16 protein-coding genes are annotated in these 18,399 nt (G+C 52.5%); 10 read left to right on the top strand and 6 right to left on the bottom strand.

All coding sequences use genetic code 11. From position 1 onward, the window contains the following. Positions 1–51: 51 nt before the first annotated feature. The 5 genes from lon to bolA all read right to left on the bottom strand — a co-directional run bounded on the left by lon (position 52) and on the right by bolA (position 6,826). A complete protein-coding gene (gene lon, locus C3F35_RS06560; protein ID WP_059308611.1) occupies positions 52–2,406 on the bottom strand; it encodes an endopeptidase La in 2,355 nt (784 codons plus the stop codon). Between the two features lie 184 nt (positions 2,407–2,590). Beyond that, complete coding sequence (gene clpX, locus C3F35_RS06565) at positions 2,591–3,865, bottom strand: ATP-dependent protease ATP-binding subunit ClpX (RefSeq protein WP_032616836.1); 1,275 nt, start codon at positions 3,863–3,865, stop codon at positions 2,591–2,593. 127 nt (positions 3,866–3,992) lie between these two features. After that, entirely contained in the window at positions 3,993–4,616 is a 624-nt protein-coding gene (gene clpP / locus C3F35_RS06570) for an ATP-dependent Clp endopeptidase proteolytic subunit ClpP (RefSeq protein WP_032616835.1), read from the bottom strand. Between the two features lie 262 nt (positions 4,617–4,878). Beyond that, positions 4,879–6,177 (bottom strand): trigger factor, encoded by a 1,299-nt coding sequence (gene tig, locus C3F35_RS06575; RefSeq protein WP_032616834.1) that lies wholly within the window; start codon positions 6,175–6,177, stop codon positions 4,879–4,881. A 331-nt stretch (positions 6,178–6,508) separates the two neighbouring features. Beyond that, on the bottom strand, positions 6,509–6,826 hold the full coding sequence (gene bolA, locus C3F35_RS06580; protein ID WP_032616833.1) for a transcriptional regulator BolA: 318 nt from the start codon (positions 6,824–6,826) through the stop codon (positions 6,509–6,511). 304 nt (positions 6,827–7,130) lie between these two features. On the opposite strand from bolA, the gene C3F35_RS06585 reads away from it, so the two are divergent. The 8 genes from C3F35_RS06585 (at position 7,131) to C3F35_RS06620 (ending at position 16,014) form a co-directional block, all read left to right on the top strand. Continuing rightward, positions 7,131–7,709 carry a lipoprotein gene (locus tag C3F35_RS06585; RefSeq protein ID WP_032616832.1) on the top strand — a complete coding sequence of 193 codons (579 nt, stop codon included), beginning with the start codon at positions 7,131–7,133 and terminating at the stop codon, positions 7,707–7,709. 45 nt (positions 7,710–7,754) lie between these two features. Next, positions 7,755–9,230: a muropeptide MFS transporter AmpG gene (ampG, locus tag C3F35_RS06590; protein ID WP_059308612.1), complete on the top strand. Its 1,476-nt coding sequence runs from the start codon at positions 7,755–7,757 to the stop codon at positions 9,228–9,230. A gap of 477 nt (positions 9,231–9,707) precedes the next feature. Next, entirely contained in the window at positions 9,708–10,655 is a 948-nt protein-coding gene (gene cyoA / locus C3F35_RS06595) for a cytochrome o ubiquinol oxidase subunit II (RefSeq protein ID WP_032616830.1), read from the top strand. A gap of 16 nt (positions 10,656–10,671) precedes the next feature. Further along, on the top strand, positions 10,672–12,663 hold the full coding sequence (cyoB, locus tag C3F35_RS06600; protein ID WP_032616829.1) for a cytochrome o ubiquinol oxidase subunit I: 1,992 nt from the start codon (positions 10,672–10,674) through the stop codon (positions 12,661–12,663). Beyond that, entirely contained in the window at positions 12,653–13,267 is a 615-nt protein-coding gene (locus tag C3F35_RS06605; RefSeq protein WP_032616828.1) for a cytochrome o ubiquinol oxidase subunit III, read from the top strand. The genes cyoB and C3F35_RS06605 overlap by 11 nt, the downstream gene beginning before the upstream one ends. Next, the gene (locus C3F35_RS06610; RefSeq protein WP_032616827.1) at positions 13,267–13,593 is read left to right on the top strand and encodes a cytochrome o ubiquinol oxidase subunit IV; all 327 of its coding nucleotides are present in this window, start codon (positions 13,267–13,269) and stop codon (positions 13,591–13,593) included. Before C3F35_RS06605 ends, C3F35_RS06610 begins: the two co-directional genes overlap by 1 nt. Positions 13,594–13,604: 11 nt before the next feature. Then, positions 13,605–14,492 carry a heme o synthase gene (gene cyoE, locus C3F35_RS06615; RefSeq protein ID WP_032616825.1) on the top strand — a complete coding sequence of 296 codons (888 nt, stop codon included), beginning with the start codon at positions 13,605–13,607 and terminating at the stop codon, positions 14,490–14,492. Between the two features lie 148 nt (positions 14,493–14,640). Then, a complete protein-coding gene (locus C3F35_RS06620; protein ID WP_032616824.1) occupies positions 14,641–16,014 on the top strand; it encodes an MFS transporter in 1,374 nt (457 codons plus the stop codon). Positions 16,015–16,247: 233 nt separating this feature from the next. Here the strand turns inward: C3F35_RS06620 and C3F35_RS06625 are convergent, their stop codons facing one another. Next, complete coding sequence (locus C3F35_RS06625) at positions 16,248–16,739, bottom strand: YajQ family cyclic di-GMP-binding protein (protein ID WP_032616823.1); 492 nt, start codon at positions 16,737–16,739, stop codon at positions 16,248–16,250. 128 nt (positions 16,740–16,867) lie between these two features. Between C3F35_RS06625 and panE the strand changes: the two genes are divergently transcribed. Together panE and yajL are read left to right on the top strand one after the other, a co-directional pair. Beyond that, positions 16,868–17,779, top strand: a complete 912-nt coding sequence (gene panE, locus C3F35_RS06630; RefSeq protein ID WP_059308614.1) for a 2-dehydropantoate 2-reductase — start codon at positions 16,868–16,870, stop codon at positions 17,777–17,779. Continuing rightward, positions 17,742–18,335: a protein deglycase YajL gene (gene yajL, locus C3F35_RS06635; protein ID WP_032616821.1), complete on the top strand. Its 594-nt coding sequence runs from the start codon at positions 17,742–17,744 to the stop codon at positions 18,333–18,335. The genes panE and yajL overlap by 38 nt, the downstream gene beginning before the upstream one ends. Positions 18,336–18,399: the final 64 nt, after the last annotated feature.

The following is an 18,399-nucleotide window of genomic DNA, read 5'->3' on the forward strand; positions in this document are numbered from 1 at the left end:
CCGAATTAGCTTACCAGCCTTGTTTTTATTGACGCTCTTTGCGCGAGGTCACTATTTTGCGGTTACAACCTGCATACCGGAAGGCTCATTCTGCAGTGCAAGGGTCAGAACTTCCTCAATGCGTTTCACCGGATGGATTTCCAGATCGGCGATAACGTTATCCGGGATTTCTTCCAGATCGCGCTTGTTCTCATACGGGATGAGGACCGTTTTAATGCCACCACGGTGGGCTGCCAGCAGTTTTTCTTTCAAACCGCCAATTGGCAGAACCTGGCCACGCAGGGTGATTTCACCGGTCATCGCCACGTCGGCACGCACCGGGTTGCCGGTCAGGCAGGAAACCAACGCAGTACACATCGCGATACCCGCGCTTGGGCCATCTTTCGGGGTTGCCCCTTCCGGCACGTGAACGTGGATGTCGCGTTTTTCGTAGAAATCCGTGTTGATACCCAGTTTTTCCGCACGCGCACGCACCACGGTCAGCGCAGCCTGAATGGACTCCTGCATGACTTCACCCAGCGAGCCGGTGTAGGTCAGCTTGCCTTTACCCGGTACGCAGGCGGTTTCAATGGTCAGCAGATCGCCGCCCACTTCCGTCCACGCCAGACCCGTTACCTGGCCTACACGGTTCTCGCTGTCAGCACGACCATAGTCGTAACGCTGAACACCAAGGTATTCGTGCAGGTTGTCGCCGTTAATAACGATGTGCTTCAGGCTCTTATCGAGCAGCAGCTGTTTCACCGCCTTACGACACAGCTTGGAGATTTCACGCTCCAGGCTACGCACGCCCGCTTCACGGGTGTAATAGCGAATGATGCCGATGATCGCGCTGTCTTCAACGGTCAATTCGCTTTCTTTCAGTGCGTTACGTTCAATTTGCTTCGACAGCAAGTGACGACGGGCAATGTTCAGTTTTTCGTCTTCGGTGTAGCCAGAAAGACGGATCACTTCCATACGATCCAGCAGCGGTGCCGGGATGTTCATGGAGTTGGAGGTCGCCACGAACATCACATCGCTGAGGTCGTAGTCCACTTCCAGGTAGTGATCGCTGAACGCCACGTTCTGCTCTGGATCCAGCACTTCAAGCAGGGCTGAAGCCGGATCGCCGCGCATGTCGGAAGACATTTTGTCGATCTCATCCAGCAGGAACAGCGGGTTTTTAACCCCTACTTTTGCCATTTTCTGGATAAGTTTGCCTGGCATCGAACCGATATAGGTCCGACGGTGACCGCGGATTTCCGCTTCGTCACGCACGCCGCCCAGCGCCATACGGATGTACTTACGTCCGGTCGCTTTAGCAATAGACTGACCCAGAGAGGTTTTACCCACCCCTGGCGGCCCTACCAGACACAGAATTGGGCCTTTGAGCTTGTTAACACGGCTTTGAACCGCGAGATACTCAAGGATGCGGTCTTTGACGCGCTCCAGACCGTAGTGGTCGGTATCCAGGATCTCCTGCGCTTGGCGCAGGTCTTTTTTGACCTTGCTGCGGGCGTTCCAAGGAACCTGAACCATCCACTCGATATAGCCGCGAACAACCGTGGCTTCCGCTGACATTGGAGACATCATTTTCAGCTTCTGCAGTTCTGCTTCGGCCTTCTCTTTTGCCTCTTTCGGCATTTTCGCCGCGTCGATTTTACGCTTCAGCGCTTCGTTTTCGTCAGGTGCGTCATCCATCTCACCCAGTTCTTTCTGAATGGCCTTCATCTGCTCATTCAGATAGTACTCGCGCTGAGATTTCTCCATCTGCTTTTTAACGCGGTTGCGAATGCGTTTCTCAACCTGCAGCAGATCGATTTCAGATTCCATCATCGCCATCAGATATTCCAGACGCTCGTTAACGTCGGACATCTCCAGCACGGACTGTTTGTCAGCCAGCTTCAGCGGCATGTGCGCAGCGATGGTGTCAGCCAGACGTGCAGGATCGTCGATGCTGTTCAGCGACGTCAGCACTTCTGGTGGAATTTTTTTGTTCAGCTTGATATAGCCTTCAAACTGACTGATGGCGGTGCGTACCAGCACCTCCTGCTCACGCTCATCAAGCTGAGGCGAGTCCAGGTATTCGGCTTTTGCTGCGAAGTGTTCGCCATCATCAGATAGCGTGGTAATACGCGCACGCTGCAGCCCCTCGACCAGCACCTTCACGGTGCCATCAGGCAACTTCAGCATTTGTAAAATAGAGGCCACGGTTCCGACGGTGAACAGATCGTTTACACCCGGCTCATCCGTTGATGCTTCTTTCTGCGCAACCAGCATGATTTTTTTATCATGATCCATGGCGGCTTCAAGGCAACGGATAGATTTTTCCCGCCCTACAAATAAGGGTATGACCATGTGCGGATAAACCACCACATCGCGCAACGGCAATACGGGGATTTCAATGCGTTCAGAACGCTCAGGATTCATAGAGCTCTCTCTTAGTTTAGTGTCCGCCAGGTAATCAGGTTGCAGGACTGTGCTTCATGCAACCATAAACATGTAATCCAGTATATGGGGATGATTCCCACACATTCAACGCCATGTTTACGGAAAAATAAAAGGGGGGATAAAATCCCCCCTTTTTGATTAACTGCTTGTATGCCCTGGTGAATTATTCGCCAGAGGCCTGCTGGGCTTCCGGGGTACCGTAAATCAGCAGCGGCTTGCTTTGGCCGGCGATGACGGACTCGTCGATAACCACTTTCTCAACTTCTTCCATTGAAGGAAGATCGTACATGGTATCGAGCAGGGCTGCTTCAACGATCGAACGCAGACCACGTGCACCGGTTTTACGCGCCATCGCTTTTTTAGCGATCGCATCCAGCGCTTCGTCGCGGAACTCCAGCTCAACGCCTTCCAGATTGAACAACGCCTGATACTGTTTGGTAAGGGCGTTTTTCGGTTCTTTCAGGATCTGAATCAGCGCATCTTCACTCAGCTCTGTCAGCGTGGCGACAACCGGCAGACGGCCGATGAATTCAGGGATCAGACCAAACTTGATCAGATCTTCTGGCTCCACCTGGGTCAGCAGTTCGCCCTCTTTTGCTTTTTCAGACTTCGCCTTCACCGTTGCGCCAAAACCAATACCCGAGCCGGTTTCAACACGGTTAGCAATGACTTTATCCAGGCCAGCAAATGCACCGCCACAGATAAACAGGATTTTAGACGTATCAACCTGCAGGAACTCCTGCTGAGGATGCTTACGGCCTCCCTGCGGCGGAACAGCAGCAACCGTGCCTTCGATCAGTTTCAGCAGAGCCTGCTGGACGCCTTCACCGGATACATCACGGGTGATGGACGGGTTATCGGATTTACGCGAGATTTTGTCGATCTCATCGATATACACGATCCCGCGCTGGGCTTTCTGTACATCGTAATCGCACTTCTGCAGCAGTTTCTGGATGATGTTTTCCACATCTTCACCCACATAACCGGCTTCGGTCAGGGTGGTGGCATCCGCCATGGTAAACGGAACATCCAGCAGACGTGCCAGGGTCTCTGCCAGCAGGGTTTTACCGGAACCGGTTGGACCGATCAGCAAAATGTTACTTTTGCCCAGCTCAACGCCGTTGCTGTTATCCCCGTTACGCAGACGTTTGTAGTGGTTGTACACCGCCACTGCCAGCACTTTTTTAGCCTGTTCCTGGCCGATGACATAATCATCAAGATGATGACGGATCTCATGCGGTGTAGGTAACGCGCTGCGCTCACGGTGTGGTGCGACTTCTTTAATCTCTTCGCGGATGATGTCGTTACATAAGTCGACACATTCGTCGCAGATATACACGGATGGCCCGGCAATCAGTTTGCGCACTTCATGCTGGCTTTTGCCGCAAAAAGAGCAATAAAGCAGTTTGCCCGATCCATCTTTGCGTTTATCTGTCATGAGTCAAAACCTCTTTTTAAGTTCTTTGTGCCGCACATGACGACGCAAATGCCATTCTCAGACGCAGGCTGCTCGTAAGCAAGGTGCCGCCCTACCATAGTATAGCGGCACACCCGCGCCGTGGGCATCAATTACGGTGGGTCAAAATGGAGTCGACTAAGCCGTACTCTACTGCCTCTGGTGCGGACAGGAAGCGATCGCGCTCGGTATCGCGCTCGATCTGCTCTAATGATTGACCCGTATGATGAGCCATAAGTTCATTCATGCGCCCTTTAACTTTCAGGATTTCACGGGCATGAATTTCAATATCTGTCGCCTGGCCCTGGTACCCGCCCAGCGGCTGGTGAATCATTACGCGCGAATTCGGCAGGCAGAAGCGCTTGCCTTTTGCCCCTGCAGTCAGCAGGAATGCGCCCATCGATGCCGCCTGGCCCATACAAATGGTGCTCACATCAGGCTTGATGAACTGCATGGTATCGTAAATGGACATCCCGGCAGTGATCACGCCGCCTGGGGAGTTGATGTACAGGTAAATGTCTTTTTCCGGGTTTTCCGCTTCCAGAAACAGCATCTGCGCTACGATCAGGTTCGCCATGTGGTCTTCCACCTGGCCGGTCATGAAGATAACGCGTTCTTTAAGCAGACGGGAGTAGATATCAAAAGAACGTTCACCTCGAGAGGTTTGTTCAATAACCATTGGCACCAGCGCCATATGGGGTGCAAAGTTATCTCGTTCGCCACTGTATGACATTTCCGTCTCCTGGATAAAAAAATGAAAATACCTGCTGTACTGATTGTAACCTTGTGGACGGATTATCAGCCAGTCTCTTTAATACTACCTTTCCCACTAATGGGGACGGCTCAGCCCTAATTCAAGCATAACAATCTTTTGTTTTAACGCTAACACTGAAAAGGCGTTTTATCACGCTTCGTGTTTTATAAGTGTGATAAAAAAAACCCGCCGCCGGAAGGCAACGGGTTTTTTGCTCAAACTTTAAACGAAGCAGGCAGGATTAAGCCTGTTGGTTCATCAGTTCGTTGAAAGAGGTGGCTTTTTCAGACACTTTTGCTTTGGCCAGAACGGCTTCAACAGCCTGCTCTTCCAGTGCAACGTTGCGCATGTTTTCCATCAGCTCTTTGTTGCTGCCGTAGAAAGCAACCACTTCTGATGGATCTTCATAGGCAGAAGCCATCTCTTCGATCAGACCTTTAACACGCTCTTCGTCAGCTTTCAGCTCGTGGGTACGAATGACTTCGCCCAGCAGCAGGCCAACAACAACGCGGCGTTTAGCCTGCTCTTCGAACAGCTCACGAGGCAGTTCCAGAGCTTGCTTCTCATTGCCACCGAAACGCTGTGCAGCCTGGCGACGCAGAACGTCGATTTCGCTGTCGATCAGAGCAGATGGGATCTCGATTTCGTTAGCTTTAACCAGACCTTCGATCGCCTGAGACTTAACGCGGTTACGCACAGCGCCTTTCAGCTCGCGTTCCATGTTTTTACGCACTTCTGCACGCAGGCCTTCAACAGAACCATCTTCAACGCCGAAACGTTTGATGAAATCTGCAGTCAGTTCTGGCAGTTCGCGGTCTTCAACTTTCTTCAGGGTAATCGCGAACTTCGCGGCTTTACCTTTCAGGTTTTCAGCGTGGTACTCTTCCGGGAAGGTCACGTCGATAGTGAACTCTTCACCTGCGCTGTGGCCTTTGATACCGTCTTCGAAGCCTGGGATCATACGACCCTGGCCCATTGCCAGTACGAAGTCAGACGCTTTGCCGCCTTCGAACTCTTCGCCGTCTACAGAGCCGGAGAAGTCGATGGTGACGCGGTCTTCTGCATCAGCAGCGCCGTCTTTGTCTTTCCAGGTCGCCTGCTGCTTACGCAGGGTGTCCAGCATGCCGTCAACGTCGGCTTCAGTGACTTCAACGATTGGTTTTTCAACTTCGATCGCGTCCAGACCTTTCAGCTCAACTTCCGGGTAAACTTCGAACTCTACTGCGTAGGTGAAGTCTTCGCCCATTTTGTATTCGCCCGGAACATAGGTCGGGGAACCGGCTGGGTTGATTTTTTCTTTGATGATCGCGTCAACGAAGTTGCGGCTCATCAGGTCACCCAGCACGTCCTGGCGAACAGAAGCGCCATAACGCTGAGCAACAACATTCATCGGTACTTTGCCCTTGCGGAAGCCGTCAATACGGACTTTCTTTGCTACGTTGACCAGCTCGCTTTTTACAGCGTTTTCGATGCTGTCAGCAGCGATTGTAATCGTTACACGGCGGCCAAGGCCTTGAGTGGTTTCAACTGAAACTTGCATCTTTATACCTCAAAAAAATCACAGTGCTCGGTCAACTCTGAATTTGCCTCGCAATACCGGGATGCTCTCTTAGCAGATTCACATTCCCTGTCGCCAGAATCATCCCGAAGACATTCATATTAAGACGCGGCATTATAGCGGCATCACTTTAGTGAGTCGAGAACGGTTGGCGCATGTTGCTGCGGCTTTTTTCACAATTTCAGGCTATTTTCGGCCTTAAAATCGCGCCACCAGCCCTAAACCCGGACAAAACAAAACGGCCCGCAGGCCGTTTTGACGTAATCTTTATGCAACATACTGGAAAAGCTCCCGCTGTTGCAAACTGGATTTCTTAGGCGATCGTCCCGGCTCCCCGGCACGGTGGCGATGCAAAAATCGTATCCTGCAGACCTTTCCACTCTTTGATCGTGTAAGTGTGCAACGCCAGCGCATGGACCGTGGTCGAAAGCTCTTCCGTCAGGGTTCCGTAAATCATACGGTGACGATTGAGAAAACGCTCACCAGTGAAACGATCGCTGACCAGCACCACTTTGAAGTGGCTCTCAGAGCCTGCCGGTACGTTATGACGATAGCTTTCGTCGACGACTTCAAGGAACACAGGTTCAAAGGCCGCCCTTAACTTATCTTCAATCTGTTCACGTATCATCATGAAATTACTCCTCCGACAACGCTGAGATGTCACCCATCCCTTTAAATATTAGCCGCTTTTACCGCTTGCATAACAAGAAGACAACAAAAATTTAGCTTTCATCTGATTTTCTCATTCAACCGTATGAAGTCATATAAGGGGAGAGTCGTTTTGTCGCTCAGATAACGGAAAAGCGTTTCAGGTGGTCAGTTTTCAGACAAGGCGATGAATTTACATGCGTTGACCACTTCCCCTTGCCGTTGGCGATGTTATGATGGCGGCAATTTTTTTCTATATATGTCTACGATTCGTTGAGAGCCAGAACATGTTAAAAAAACTTCTTTTCCCGATGGTCGCCCTGTTTATGCTGGCCGGCTGTGCAACCCCACCGACTACCATTGATGTTTCTCCGAAGATCACGCTGCCGCAGCAGGATCCAAGCCTGATGGGCGTCACTGTCAGCATCAACGGCGCGGATCAGCGTAAAGACCAGGCGCTGGCGAAAGTAACCCGTGATAACCAGCTGGTGACGCTTACCGCCTCCCGCGATCTGCGTTTCCTGCTGCAGGAAGTGCTCGAGAAGCAAATGACGTCACGCGGCTACATGGTTGGCCCAAGCGGTGCAGTTGATCTGCAGATCATCGTTAACAACCTGTACGCTGACGTCTCTCAGGGCAACGTGCGCTACAACATTGCGACCAAAGCCGATATCGCCATCATCGCCACCGCCAAAAACGGCAACAAGATGAACAAGAACTACCGTGCAAGCTATTCTGTTGAAGGCGCCTTCCAGGCTACCAACACCAATATCGCTAATGCCGTGAACAGCGTGCTGACCGACACCATCGCCGATATGGCGCAGGACACCAGCATTCACGAATTCATCAAGCAGAACGCACGTTAATACTGCCTGCTGACCCGACACCCGGTCGGGTCAGTTTGCCTGCTCATGTCCAGTCAATACTTACGTATTTTCCAGCAGCCCAAATCAGCTATCCTGCTGATCCTCGGTTTCGCCTCGGGTTTACCCCTTGCACTGACATCGGGCACGTTACAGGCCTGGATGACCGTAGAAGATATCGATCTTAAAACCATCGGCTTCTTCTCACTGGTCGGCCAGGCCTATGTCTTTAAGTTTTTGTGGTCGCCGATGATGGACCGCTACACCCCGCCTTTCCTCGGCAGGCGTCGTGGCTGGTTATTAATGACTCAGGCGATGCTGCTGCTGGCGATCGCCGCGATGGGCTTCCTTGAACCCACGTCGCAGCTTCGCTGGATGGCCGCGCTGGCGGTAGTGATTGCCTTTTGTTCTGCGTCCCAGGATATCGTTTTCGATGCCTGGAAAACCGACGTGCTCTCGGCCGAAGAGCGTGGCGCCGGGGCTGCAATCAGCGTTCTGGGTTATCGTCTGGGGATGCTGGTTTCCGGTGGGCTGGCCTTATGGCTGGCAGACCGCTATCTCGGCTGGCAGGGTATGTACTGGCTGATGGCCGTCCTGCTGATCCCCTGCATGATTGCCACCTTCCTCGCGCCTGAACCAAGCGATGTTATTCCCGTTCCTCGCTCACTTGAGCAGGCCGTTGCCGAACCGCTGCGCGACTTCTTTGGCCGCAACAATGCCTGGCTCATTCTGCTGCTGATTGTGTTGTATAAGCTCGGTGATGCGTTCGCCATGAGCCTGACGACCACCTTTTTGATCCGCGGCGTGGGCTTCGATGCGGGGGAAGTGGGCGTGGTGAATAAGACGCTGGGGCTGATTGCCACTATCATCGGCGCGCTGTATGGCGGCGTCCTGATGCAGCGCTTAAGCCTGTTCCGTGCCCTGATGATTTTCGGCATCCTGCAGGGGTTGTCGAATGCCGGTTACTGGCTGCTCGCCATCACCGATAAGCATATGCTCAGCATGGCGACGGCGGTGTTCTTTGAAAACCTGTGCGGCGGGATGGGAACGGCAGCCTTCGTCGCCCTGCTGATGACGCTATGCAATAAATCCTTCTCCGCGACCCAGTTCGCCCTGCTCTCTGCGCTCTCTGCCGTAGGGCGGGTCTACGTCGGTCCTATTGCGGGCTGGTTTGTGGAAGCGCACGGTTGGGCGGAGTTTTATCTCTTCTCCGTCTTTGCGGCCATTCCTGGGCTACTGTTGCTGTTAATATGCCGTCGCTCGCTGGAATATACTCAGCAGACAGAACACTTTATGGTCAGGACGCGTTTCCCGGCGGCCTATCGCTTCGCGTCAGGAATATTGCTGGTGGGATGTTTGACCCTGGCTCTGTGGCTCATCGTGGCGATCGTTAATGCCACCACCGCCCTTGCACTGCCGTTTAGCCTGCTTCTGCTGGACATTGGCGCGCTATTGGCGGTAACCGGGATCCTGACCGGGGCGCTTCTGGACTACCTGGCAATGCGTGGAACCCAAAATGCGTAAAACCCTCACAAAATGTTATTTCCTGTTGTAATCACCCTGGTAAATTATAACGCCGAATAAGTTTGCTCAATCCAAAATTATATTTGTTGTTTCGTGCCTCTTAGAATTCTGGAAATTACTGGAACGGGGAATAAAGGATATTTTCCGTTAACCGATTCAGCAAACGAAACATTAATTTTACGTTTTTTATTTGTCTCTTTATTGATGATTATTTGTTAATTATTTGTATGTTTTTAGCAATGGTTATACCAATTGCCCTTTTTACCCCTCCCGCAGAGTCTGTTTCGTTATAAAGCCCGGCTGACGGTGCTTGCGTCTGGAAAACCGCTATAATTTGTAACAACTGTGACTTCCCTGGCAGAACCCGGTAACACGTTCCTGACACAGGTCTAATGATGTTTACAGTAATGTAACCTTCCCGTAAAATGCCCGCACACTTTAAACGCCACCAGGTCCCCGTGGAATTGAGGTCGTTAAATGACACTTAGGAAATACAATAAATGTTTGGGATGGTTGTCGTTATTTGCAGGCACTGTTTTACTCAGTGGCTGTGATTCTGCGCTGCTAGACCCCAAAGGACAGATTGGACTGGAGCAACGTTCGCTCATTCTGACGGCTTTCGGCCTGATGATGATCGTCGTGATTCCCGCCATCTTGATGGCTGTTGGTTTCGCCTGGAAGTATCGTGCGAGCAACAAAGATGCGAAGTATAGCCCTAACTGGTCACACTCCAATAAAGTGGAAGCTGTGGTCTGGACGGTGCCAATTCTGATCATCCTGTTCCTTGCCGTACTCACCTGGAAAACCACTCACGCGCTCGAACCTGCAAAACCGCTGGTTCACGATGAGAAACCGATTACGATCGAAGTCGTCTCCATGGACTGGAAATGGTTCTTCATCTACCCGGAACAGGGCATTGCTACCGTGAATGAAATCGCCTTCCCGGCGAATGTCCCGGTGCAGTTCAAAGTAACGTCTAACTCCGTGATGAACTCCTTCTTTATTCCGCGTCTGGGTAGCCAGATTTACGCGATGGCCGGTATGCAGACCAACCTGCACCTGATCGCGAATGAAGCAGGCACCTATGATGGTATCTCCGCCAGCTACAGTGGCCCGGGCTTCTCTGGTATGAAGTTCAAAGCCATTGCCACGCCGGACCGTGCCGCTTTCGACCAGTGGGTTGCTAAAGCGAAACAGTCTCCGAACACCATGTCTGACATGGCTACGTTCGACAAAGTGGCAACACCTAGCGAATACAACAAGGTGGAGTACTTCTCTAACGTGAAACCGAATTTGTTCAAAGACGTTATTGGCAAATTTATGGACCACGGCAAGAGCATGGACCTGACCCAACCTGAAGGCGAGCATAGCAAGCACGAAGGGATGGAAGGCATGGACATGAGCCACGCGGAAACCTCTCACTAAGGGGCCGAGGAAGAAAATGTTCGGAAAATTAACACTGGATGCAGTGCCGTACCATGAGCCGATTATCATGGTTACGATTGCTGCCATTGTCATCGGTGGCGCAGCCTTACTGGGCTTGATCACTTACTTCGGTAAGTGGAGCTACTTGTGGAATGAGTGGCTGACTTCGGTTGACCACAAAAAACTCGGTATCATGTACTGCGTCGTCGGTATCGTCATGTTAATTCGTGGCTTTGCCGATGCAATCATGATGCGTAGCCAGCAGGCTCTTGCGTCTGCGGGTGAAGCAGGCTTCCTGCCACCGCACCACTACGACCAGATCTTTACCGCGCACGGCGTGATTATGATCTTCTTCGTGGCCATGCCGCTGGTTATCGGTCTGATGAACGTGGTTGTGCCGCTGCAAATCGGCGCGCGCGACGTTGCGTTCCCGTTCCTGAACAACCTGAGCTTCTGGTTCACGGTTGTCGGTGTGATTCTGGTTAACCTTTCTCTGGGCGTAGGTGAGTTCGCGCAGACCGGTTGGCTGGCTTATCCGCCGCTGTCAGGGATTGAATACAGTCCAGGCGTAGGTGTTGATTACTGGATTTGGGCGCTGCAGCTCTCCGGTGTCGGTACTACCCTGACCGGTATTAACTTCTTCGTGACCATCCTGAAGATGCGTGCACCAGGTATGACGATGTTCAAGATGCCAGTATTTACCTGGGCATCTCTGTGCGCCAACATCCTGATTATCGCTTCCTTCCCAATTCTGACTGTTACCGTCGCGCTGCTGACCCTGGATCGCTATCTGGGCACCCATTTCTTTACCAATGATATGGGCGGCAACATGATGATGTACATCAACCTGATTTGGGCATGGGGTCACCCTGAAGTGTATATCCTGGTTCTGCCGGTCTTCGGTGTTTTCTCCGAAATCGCAGCGACCTTCTCACGTAAGCGTCTGTTTGGTTACACCTCGCTGGTGTGGGCAACCGTATGTATTACCGTTCTGTCGTTCATCGTTTGGCTGCACCACTTCTTCACCATGGGTGCGGGCGCGAACGTAAACGCCTTCTTCGGTATTACCACCATGATTATCGCGATCCCAACCGGGGTTAAGATCTTCAACTGGCTGTTCACCATGTACCAGGGCCGTATCCAGTTCCACTCAGCAATGCTGTGGACTATCGGCTTCATCGTCACCTTCTCCGTTGGTGGGATGACCGGTGTACTGCTGGCCGTACCGGGTGCTGACTTCGTTCTGCACAACAGCCTGTTCCTGATTGCGCACTTCCATAACGTTATCATCGGCGGCGTCGTCTTCGGCTGCTTCGCTGGCGTAACCTACTGGTGGCCAAAAGCGTTCGGCTTCACGCTGAATGAAAAATGGGGTAAACGCGCGTTCTGGTTCTGGATCATCGGCTTCTTCGTAGCATTTATGCCGCTGTACGTGCTGGGCTTCATGGGTATGACCCGTCGTCTGAGCCAGCAGATCGATCCGCAGTTCCACCCAATGCTGGTTGTTGCAGCTGTCGGTGCAGCGCTGATTGCCTGTGGTATCGCGTCTCAGCTGATTATGTTCTACGTCTCTATTCGTGACCGTGAGCAGAACCGTGACCTGACCGGTGACCCATGGGGTGGCCGTACGCTGGAGTGGGCAACCTCTTCTCCACCGCCGTTCTATAACTTTGCCGTTGTGCCGCACATTCATGAGCGTGACGCATTCTGGGAAATGAAAGAGAAAGGCGAAGCGTACAAACAGCCAGCGCATTACGAAGAGATCCACATGCCGAAAAACAGCGCTGCGGGTATGGTTATCGCCGCCTTCGCTACGGTATTTGGTTTCGCCATGATCTGGCACATCTGGTGGCTTGCGATTGTCGGCTTTGCTGGCATCGTGATCAGCTGGATTGTGAAGAGCTTTGATGAGGACGTGGACTACTACGTACCAGTCCGTGAAGTTGAAATCCTGGAAAAACAGCATTTCGACGAGATTGCTAAAGCGGGGCTGAAAAATGGCAACTGATACTTTAACCCACGCGACTGCCCATGCGCATGAACACGGGCACCATGATACAGGGCCGATGAAAGTCTTCGGTTTCTGGATCTACCTGATGAGCGACTGCATTCTGTTCTGCTGTCTGTTCGCAACCTATGCCGTTCTGGTGAACGGCACAGCGGGCGGCCCGACCGGTAAGGACATTTTCGAGCTGCCGTTCGTTCTGGTTGAAACCGCACTGCTGTTATTCAGCTCCATCACCTACGGCATGGCCGCAATTGCCATGTATAAGAACAACAAAAGCCAGGTTGTCTCCTGGCTGGCGTTGACCTGGCTGTTTGGTGCTGGCTTTATCGGGATGGAAATCTATGAATTCCATCACCTGATTGCTGAAGGCTTCGGCCCGGATCGCAGTGGTTTCCTGTCAGCGTTCTTCGCGCTGGTTGGTACCCACGGTCTGCACGTGACCTCCGGTCTGATCTGGATGGCGGTACTGATGTTCCAGGTATCCCGTCGCGGCCTGACCAGCACTAACCGCACCCGTATCATGTGCCTGAGCCTGTTCTGGCACTTCCTGGATGTGGTGTGGATCTGTGTGTTCTCTGTTGTGTATCTGATGGGGGCGATGTAATGAGTCATTCAAACGATCATGGCGCTTCCCACGGTAGCGTAAAAACCTACATGACAGGTTTTATCCTGTCGATCATCCTGACGGTGATCCCGTTCTGGATGGTGATGAGCGGTACTGCTTCTCACGCGGCAATCCTGGGCACCGTCCTGGTTACCGCGGTAGTGCAGATTCTGGTGCATCTGGTTTGCTTCCTGCACATGAACACCAAATCTGATGAAGGCTGGAACATGACGGCATTCATCTTTACCGTGATTATCATCGCAATCCTGGTAGTCGGCTCCATCTGGATCATGTGGAACCTCAACTACAACATGATGGTTCACTAAGAGCGGCGAGTATGTTTAAGCAATACCTGCAAGTCACAAAACCTGGCATCATCTTTGGCAACCTGATCTCGGTGATCGGAGGGTTCCTGCTGGCCTCGAAAGGCAGCATCGACTACACCCTCTTTATCTACACGCTGGTTGGGGTGTCACTGGTTGTCGCGTCCGGTTGTGTATTTAATAACTACATCGACATGGATATCGACAGGAAGATGGAAAGGACTAAAAATCGGGTGCTGGTAAAAGGCCTGATGTCTCCTGCCGTCTCGCTGGTGTACGCCACCTTGCTGGGTATTGCTGGCTTTATGCTGCTGTGGTTCGGCGCTAACCCTCTGGCCTGCTGGCTGGGGGTGATGGGTTTCGTGGTGTATGTAGGCGTCTACAGCCTGTATATGAAACGTCACTCCGTCTACGGTACGCTGATTGGTTCTCTCTCCGGCGCTGCGCCGCCGGTGATTGGCTACTGTGCTGTCACCAACGAGTTCGACAGTGGTGCGTTCATCCTGCTGGCTATCTTTAGCCTGTGGCAGATGCCGCACTCCTACGCCATTGCGATTTTCCGCTTTAAGGATTATCAGGCAGCGAACATTCCGGTTCTGCCGGTGGTGAAAGGCATTTCAGTGGCGAAGAACCATATCACGCTGTACATCATTGCCTTTGCCATTGCTACGCTGATGCTCTCCCTGGGCGGCTATGCCGGATATAAATATCTGGTCGTGGCGGCCGCAGTGAGCGTCTGGTGGTTGGGAATGGCGCTACGCGGTTATAAAGTCGAAGATGACAAAGTCTGGGCGCGCAAGCTGTTCGGCTTCTCCATCATCGCCATTACCGCGCTGAGCGTAATGATGTCCGTCGACTTTATGGTGCCGGACTCACAAAGCCTGCTGACTTACGTGTGGTAATTCACACCGGTAAATAAAGGGGTGCTTCGGCACCCTTTTTTATTCCCCAAATCTATTAATTAAGTCTGTAGCATTTGTTAAATAACCCCTTGTTTACCCCGCCCCTTCCCCGCACTACACTATGGCCTGCTTTTGAATTGAGGTGGTAATGAACGATTATAAAATGACGCCAGGTGAGTTACGCGCCACCTGGGGCTTAGGGACTGTTTTCTCGCTGCGGATGCTTGGCATGTTTATGGTCCTGCCTGTTCTGACCACGTACGGTATGGCGCTGCAAGGAGCCAGCGAGGCGCTGATTGGCCTTGCAATTGGTATTTATGGCTTAGCGCAGGCGATCTTTCAGATTCCGTTTGGCCTGCTTTCGGACCGTGTAGGCCGCAAGCCCCTGATTGTCGGCGGGCTGCTGATCTTTGTCCTTGGCAGTGTTATCGCCGCCCTCTCCCACTCCATCTGGGGAATTATTCTTGGCCGTGCCCTACAGGGTTCGGGTGCAATTGCCGCCGCCGTCATGGCTTTGCTGTCAGATCTCACTCGCGAACAGAACCGTACCAAAGCGATGGCGTTTATCGGCGTCAGCTTTGGCGTAACCTTTGCTATCGCCATGGTGCTTGGCCCGATCATTACCCATTCGCTCGGCCTGCACGCCCTGTTCTGGATGATTGCCGTGCTGGCGACCATCGGAATCGCGCTCACGCTATGGGTCGTACCCGACAGTAAACATCACGTTCTGAACCGTGAATCCGGGATGGTAAAAGGCTGCTTCAGCAAAGTTCTCGTTGAGCCGCGCCTGTTAAAACTGAACTTCGGCATTATGTGTCTGCACATTTTGCTGATGTCGACCTTTGTCGCCCTGCCCGGGCAGCTTGCCGCATCGGGCTTTCCTGCTGCTGAGCACTGGAAAATTTATCTGGTGACCATGCTGATCTCCTTTGTTTCTGTGGTGCCTTTTATTATTTATGCCGAAGTGAAGCGCAAGATGAAACGCGTCTTCGTGGGTTGCGTGGCGTTACTGCTGATTGCCGAAATTGTGCTGTGGGGGTCTGGCCCGCATTTCTGGGAGCTGATCGCCGGTGTACAGCTTTTCTTCCTGGCGTTCAACCTGATGGAAGCCCTGCTGCCGTCGCTGATCAGTAAAGAGTCCCCGGCGGGATACAAAGGCACTGCGATGGGCATTTACTCCACCAGCCAGTTTCTCGGTGTGGCGATCGGCGGCGCGCTCGGCGGCTGGGTGGACGGTTTATTCGACTCCCAAACTGTTTTCCTGGCGGGGGCGTTATTAGCGATGGTCTGGCTCCTGGTTGCCAGTACCATGAAAGAACCGCGCTACGTCAGCAGCTTGCGGGTAGAAATTCCAGAAGATGTCGAGATTAATGACGTATTAAAAGCGCGCCTGCAAACAACGAAAGGGGTAAGTGAAGTATTGATTGTCCCGGACGAACGCAGTGCTTACGTCAAAATTGACAGCAAAGTGACTAACCGTTTTGAAGTCGAGCAGGCGCTGCGCGAATCGCCGGCGTGCTAATTTTTTCTTGAGCCCCTTCTTAGGGGCTTTATTAAATACCGTGCATATTCATACCATTACGGTATTTAACGACCCCCTCATACCCTCTAAAAAGACAGAGACATCAGCGGCTTAATTTAAATCTGGACGCAAATAACAAACAGGCTAATGTATTTTTGATCGCTTAAAGATGATGAGCGCAAATTAAAAAAAAGAGCCGTTTTGCACGGCTCTTTTTTATTTATCCGACATGATTAATCGCGGAAGTTTTTAAACTGGAAAGGTTGACCCAGATCGCCGCCACGCACCAGCGCCATCACACCCTGCAGATCGTCGCGGGATTTGCCGGTAACACGAATCTCTTCGCCCTGGATTTGCGCCTGTACCTTCAGCTTGCTGTCTTTGATGAGCTTAACGATCTTTTTCTGCGTCGCGCTCTCAATGCCCTGTTTCAGTTTGGCTTCAACAAACCAGGTTTTACCGCTGTGAACGAAGGTTTCCGGCACGTCGAGGGAGGTCCCTTCAATGCCGCGCTTCAACAGCTTGGCGCGCAGAATGTCCAGCAACTGTGTGACCTGGAAATCCGACTCGCTCAGTACCTTAATGGTCTTATTCGCGTCGTTCAGCTCAAAACTGGCCTCAACGCCACGAAAATCGAAGCGTGACTCAACTTCGCGGCTGGCGTTGTCCACGCCGTTACGTACTTCCTGGATATCAACTTCAGAAACAATATCGAAAGATGGCATCTTTTCTTCTCCCTTCACTTTTGTTGCGTTGCATAATACCCGCAACGAGGCATAACTCAACAGAAGCTTAGTTGTCGACGCTATACTACATGTTGTAACACCTGGCCAGTTGCAGGTGAGGAGGAACAATGAAAATTACCGTGCTCGGATGCGGGGCACTGGGACAACTCTGGCTCGCCGCGCTTTGCAAACAGGGACATGAAGTCCAGGGCTGGATGCGCGTGCCACAACCCTATTGCAGTGTAAACCTGATTGAAGAAGACGGGAGTATCTTTAACGAATCTCTTATCGCCAACGACCCTGATTTCCTGGCGCAAAGCGAGCTGTTACTGGTCACCCTGAAAGCCTGGCAGGTCTCTGATGCTGTACGCTCACTGGCGTCCACGCTTCCCCCTACTTCCCCGATTATGTTGCTCCATAACGGGATGGGGACCATTGAAGAGCTGAAAAGCGTTCCCCAGCCGCTGTTAATGGCCATCACCACCCATGCGGCCCGCCGCGACGGCAACGTGATTGTTCATGTCGCCAGCGGGATGACCCACATCGGCCCAGCCAGAGCGCAGGAGGGAGATTACAGTTATCTGGCGGATCGCTTCCAGCAGGTGCTACCGGATGTCGCCTGGCACAATAACATTCGCCCGCAGATGTGGCGCAAGCTGGCGGTGAACTGCGTGATTAATCCCCTGACCGCCCTGCTGGATTGCCCGAATGGTGAGCTTAAAAATCACCCGCAGGAAGTAGCAACCTTATGCGCTGAGGTCGCAGCCGTCGTGGAGCGCGAGGGCATTCACACCTCGGTTGATGATATTCGCTATTACGTTGAACAGGTCATCGAGAGTACCGCCCAGAACATCTCTTCGATGTTGCAAGATATCCGTGGGTTACGTCATACCGAAATTGACTACATTACCGGTTACCTGTTAAAACGCGCCCGCGCGCACGGTATCAGCGTGCCGGAAAATATCCGTCTGTATGAACAGGTTAAACGTAAGGAGAGTGAGTATGAGCGCGTCGGCACTGGTATGCCTCGCCCCTGGTAGCGAAGAGACCGAAGCGGTCACCACTATCGACCTGCTGGTTCGCGCCGGGATTAAGGTCACGACCGCGAGCGTCGCCAGCGATGGCAATCTGATCATCACCTGCTCGCGTGGGGTCAAGCTTGTGGCTGATGCCCCACTGGTAGAGGTCGCCGACGGTGATTACGACGTCATCGTGCTGCCGGGTGGTATTAAAGGCGCGGAATGTTTCCGCGACAGCCCGCTGCTGGTTGAGACGGTCAGGCAGTTCCACCATTCCGGGCGCATCGTCGCCGCCATCTGCGCAGCTGCGGCCACGGTGCTGGTGCCGCACAATATCTTCCCGATTGGCAATATGACCGGCTTCCCGACGCTGAAGGATAAAATACCCGAAGAGCAGTGGGTGGATAAGCGTATGGTCTGGGATCCGCGCGTAAACCTGTTAACCAGCCAGGGGCCGGGTACCTCGATTGATTTTGCGCTGAAGATTATCGAGCTGCTGGTCGGGCGCGCAAAAGCGTATGAAGTGGCATCATCGTTAGTGATGGCGGCGGGAATTTATAACTATTACGAAGCGTAATGCATAAAAAAGCCGGGTGGCGCGAGGTAAAAGCAAAACGGCAACCAAAGGTTGCCGTTTTTTA

Source organism: Leclercia sp. LSNIH3 (genome assembly GCF_002935105.1).
Lineage (GTDB): Bacteria > Pseudomonadota > Gammaproteobacteria > Enterobacterales > Enterobacteriaceae > Enterobacter > Enterobacter adecarboxylatus.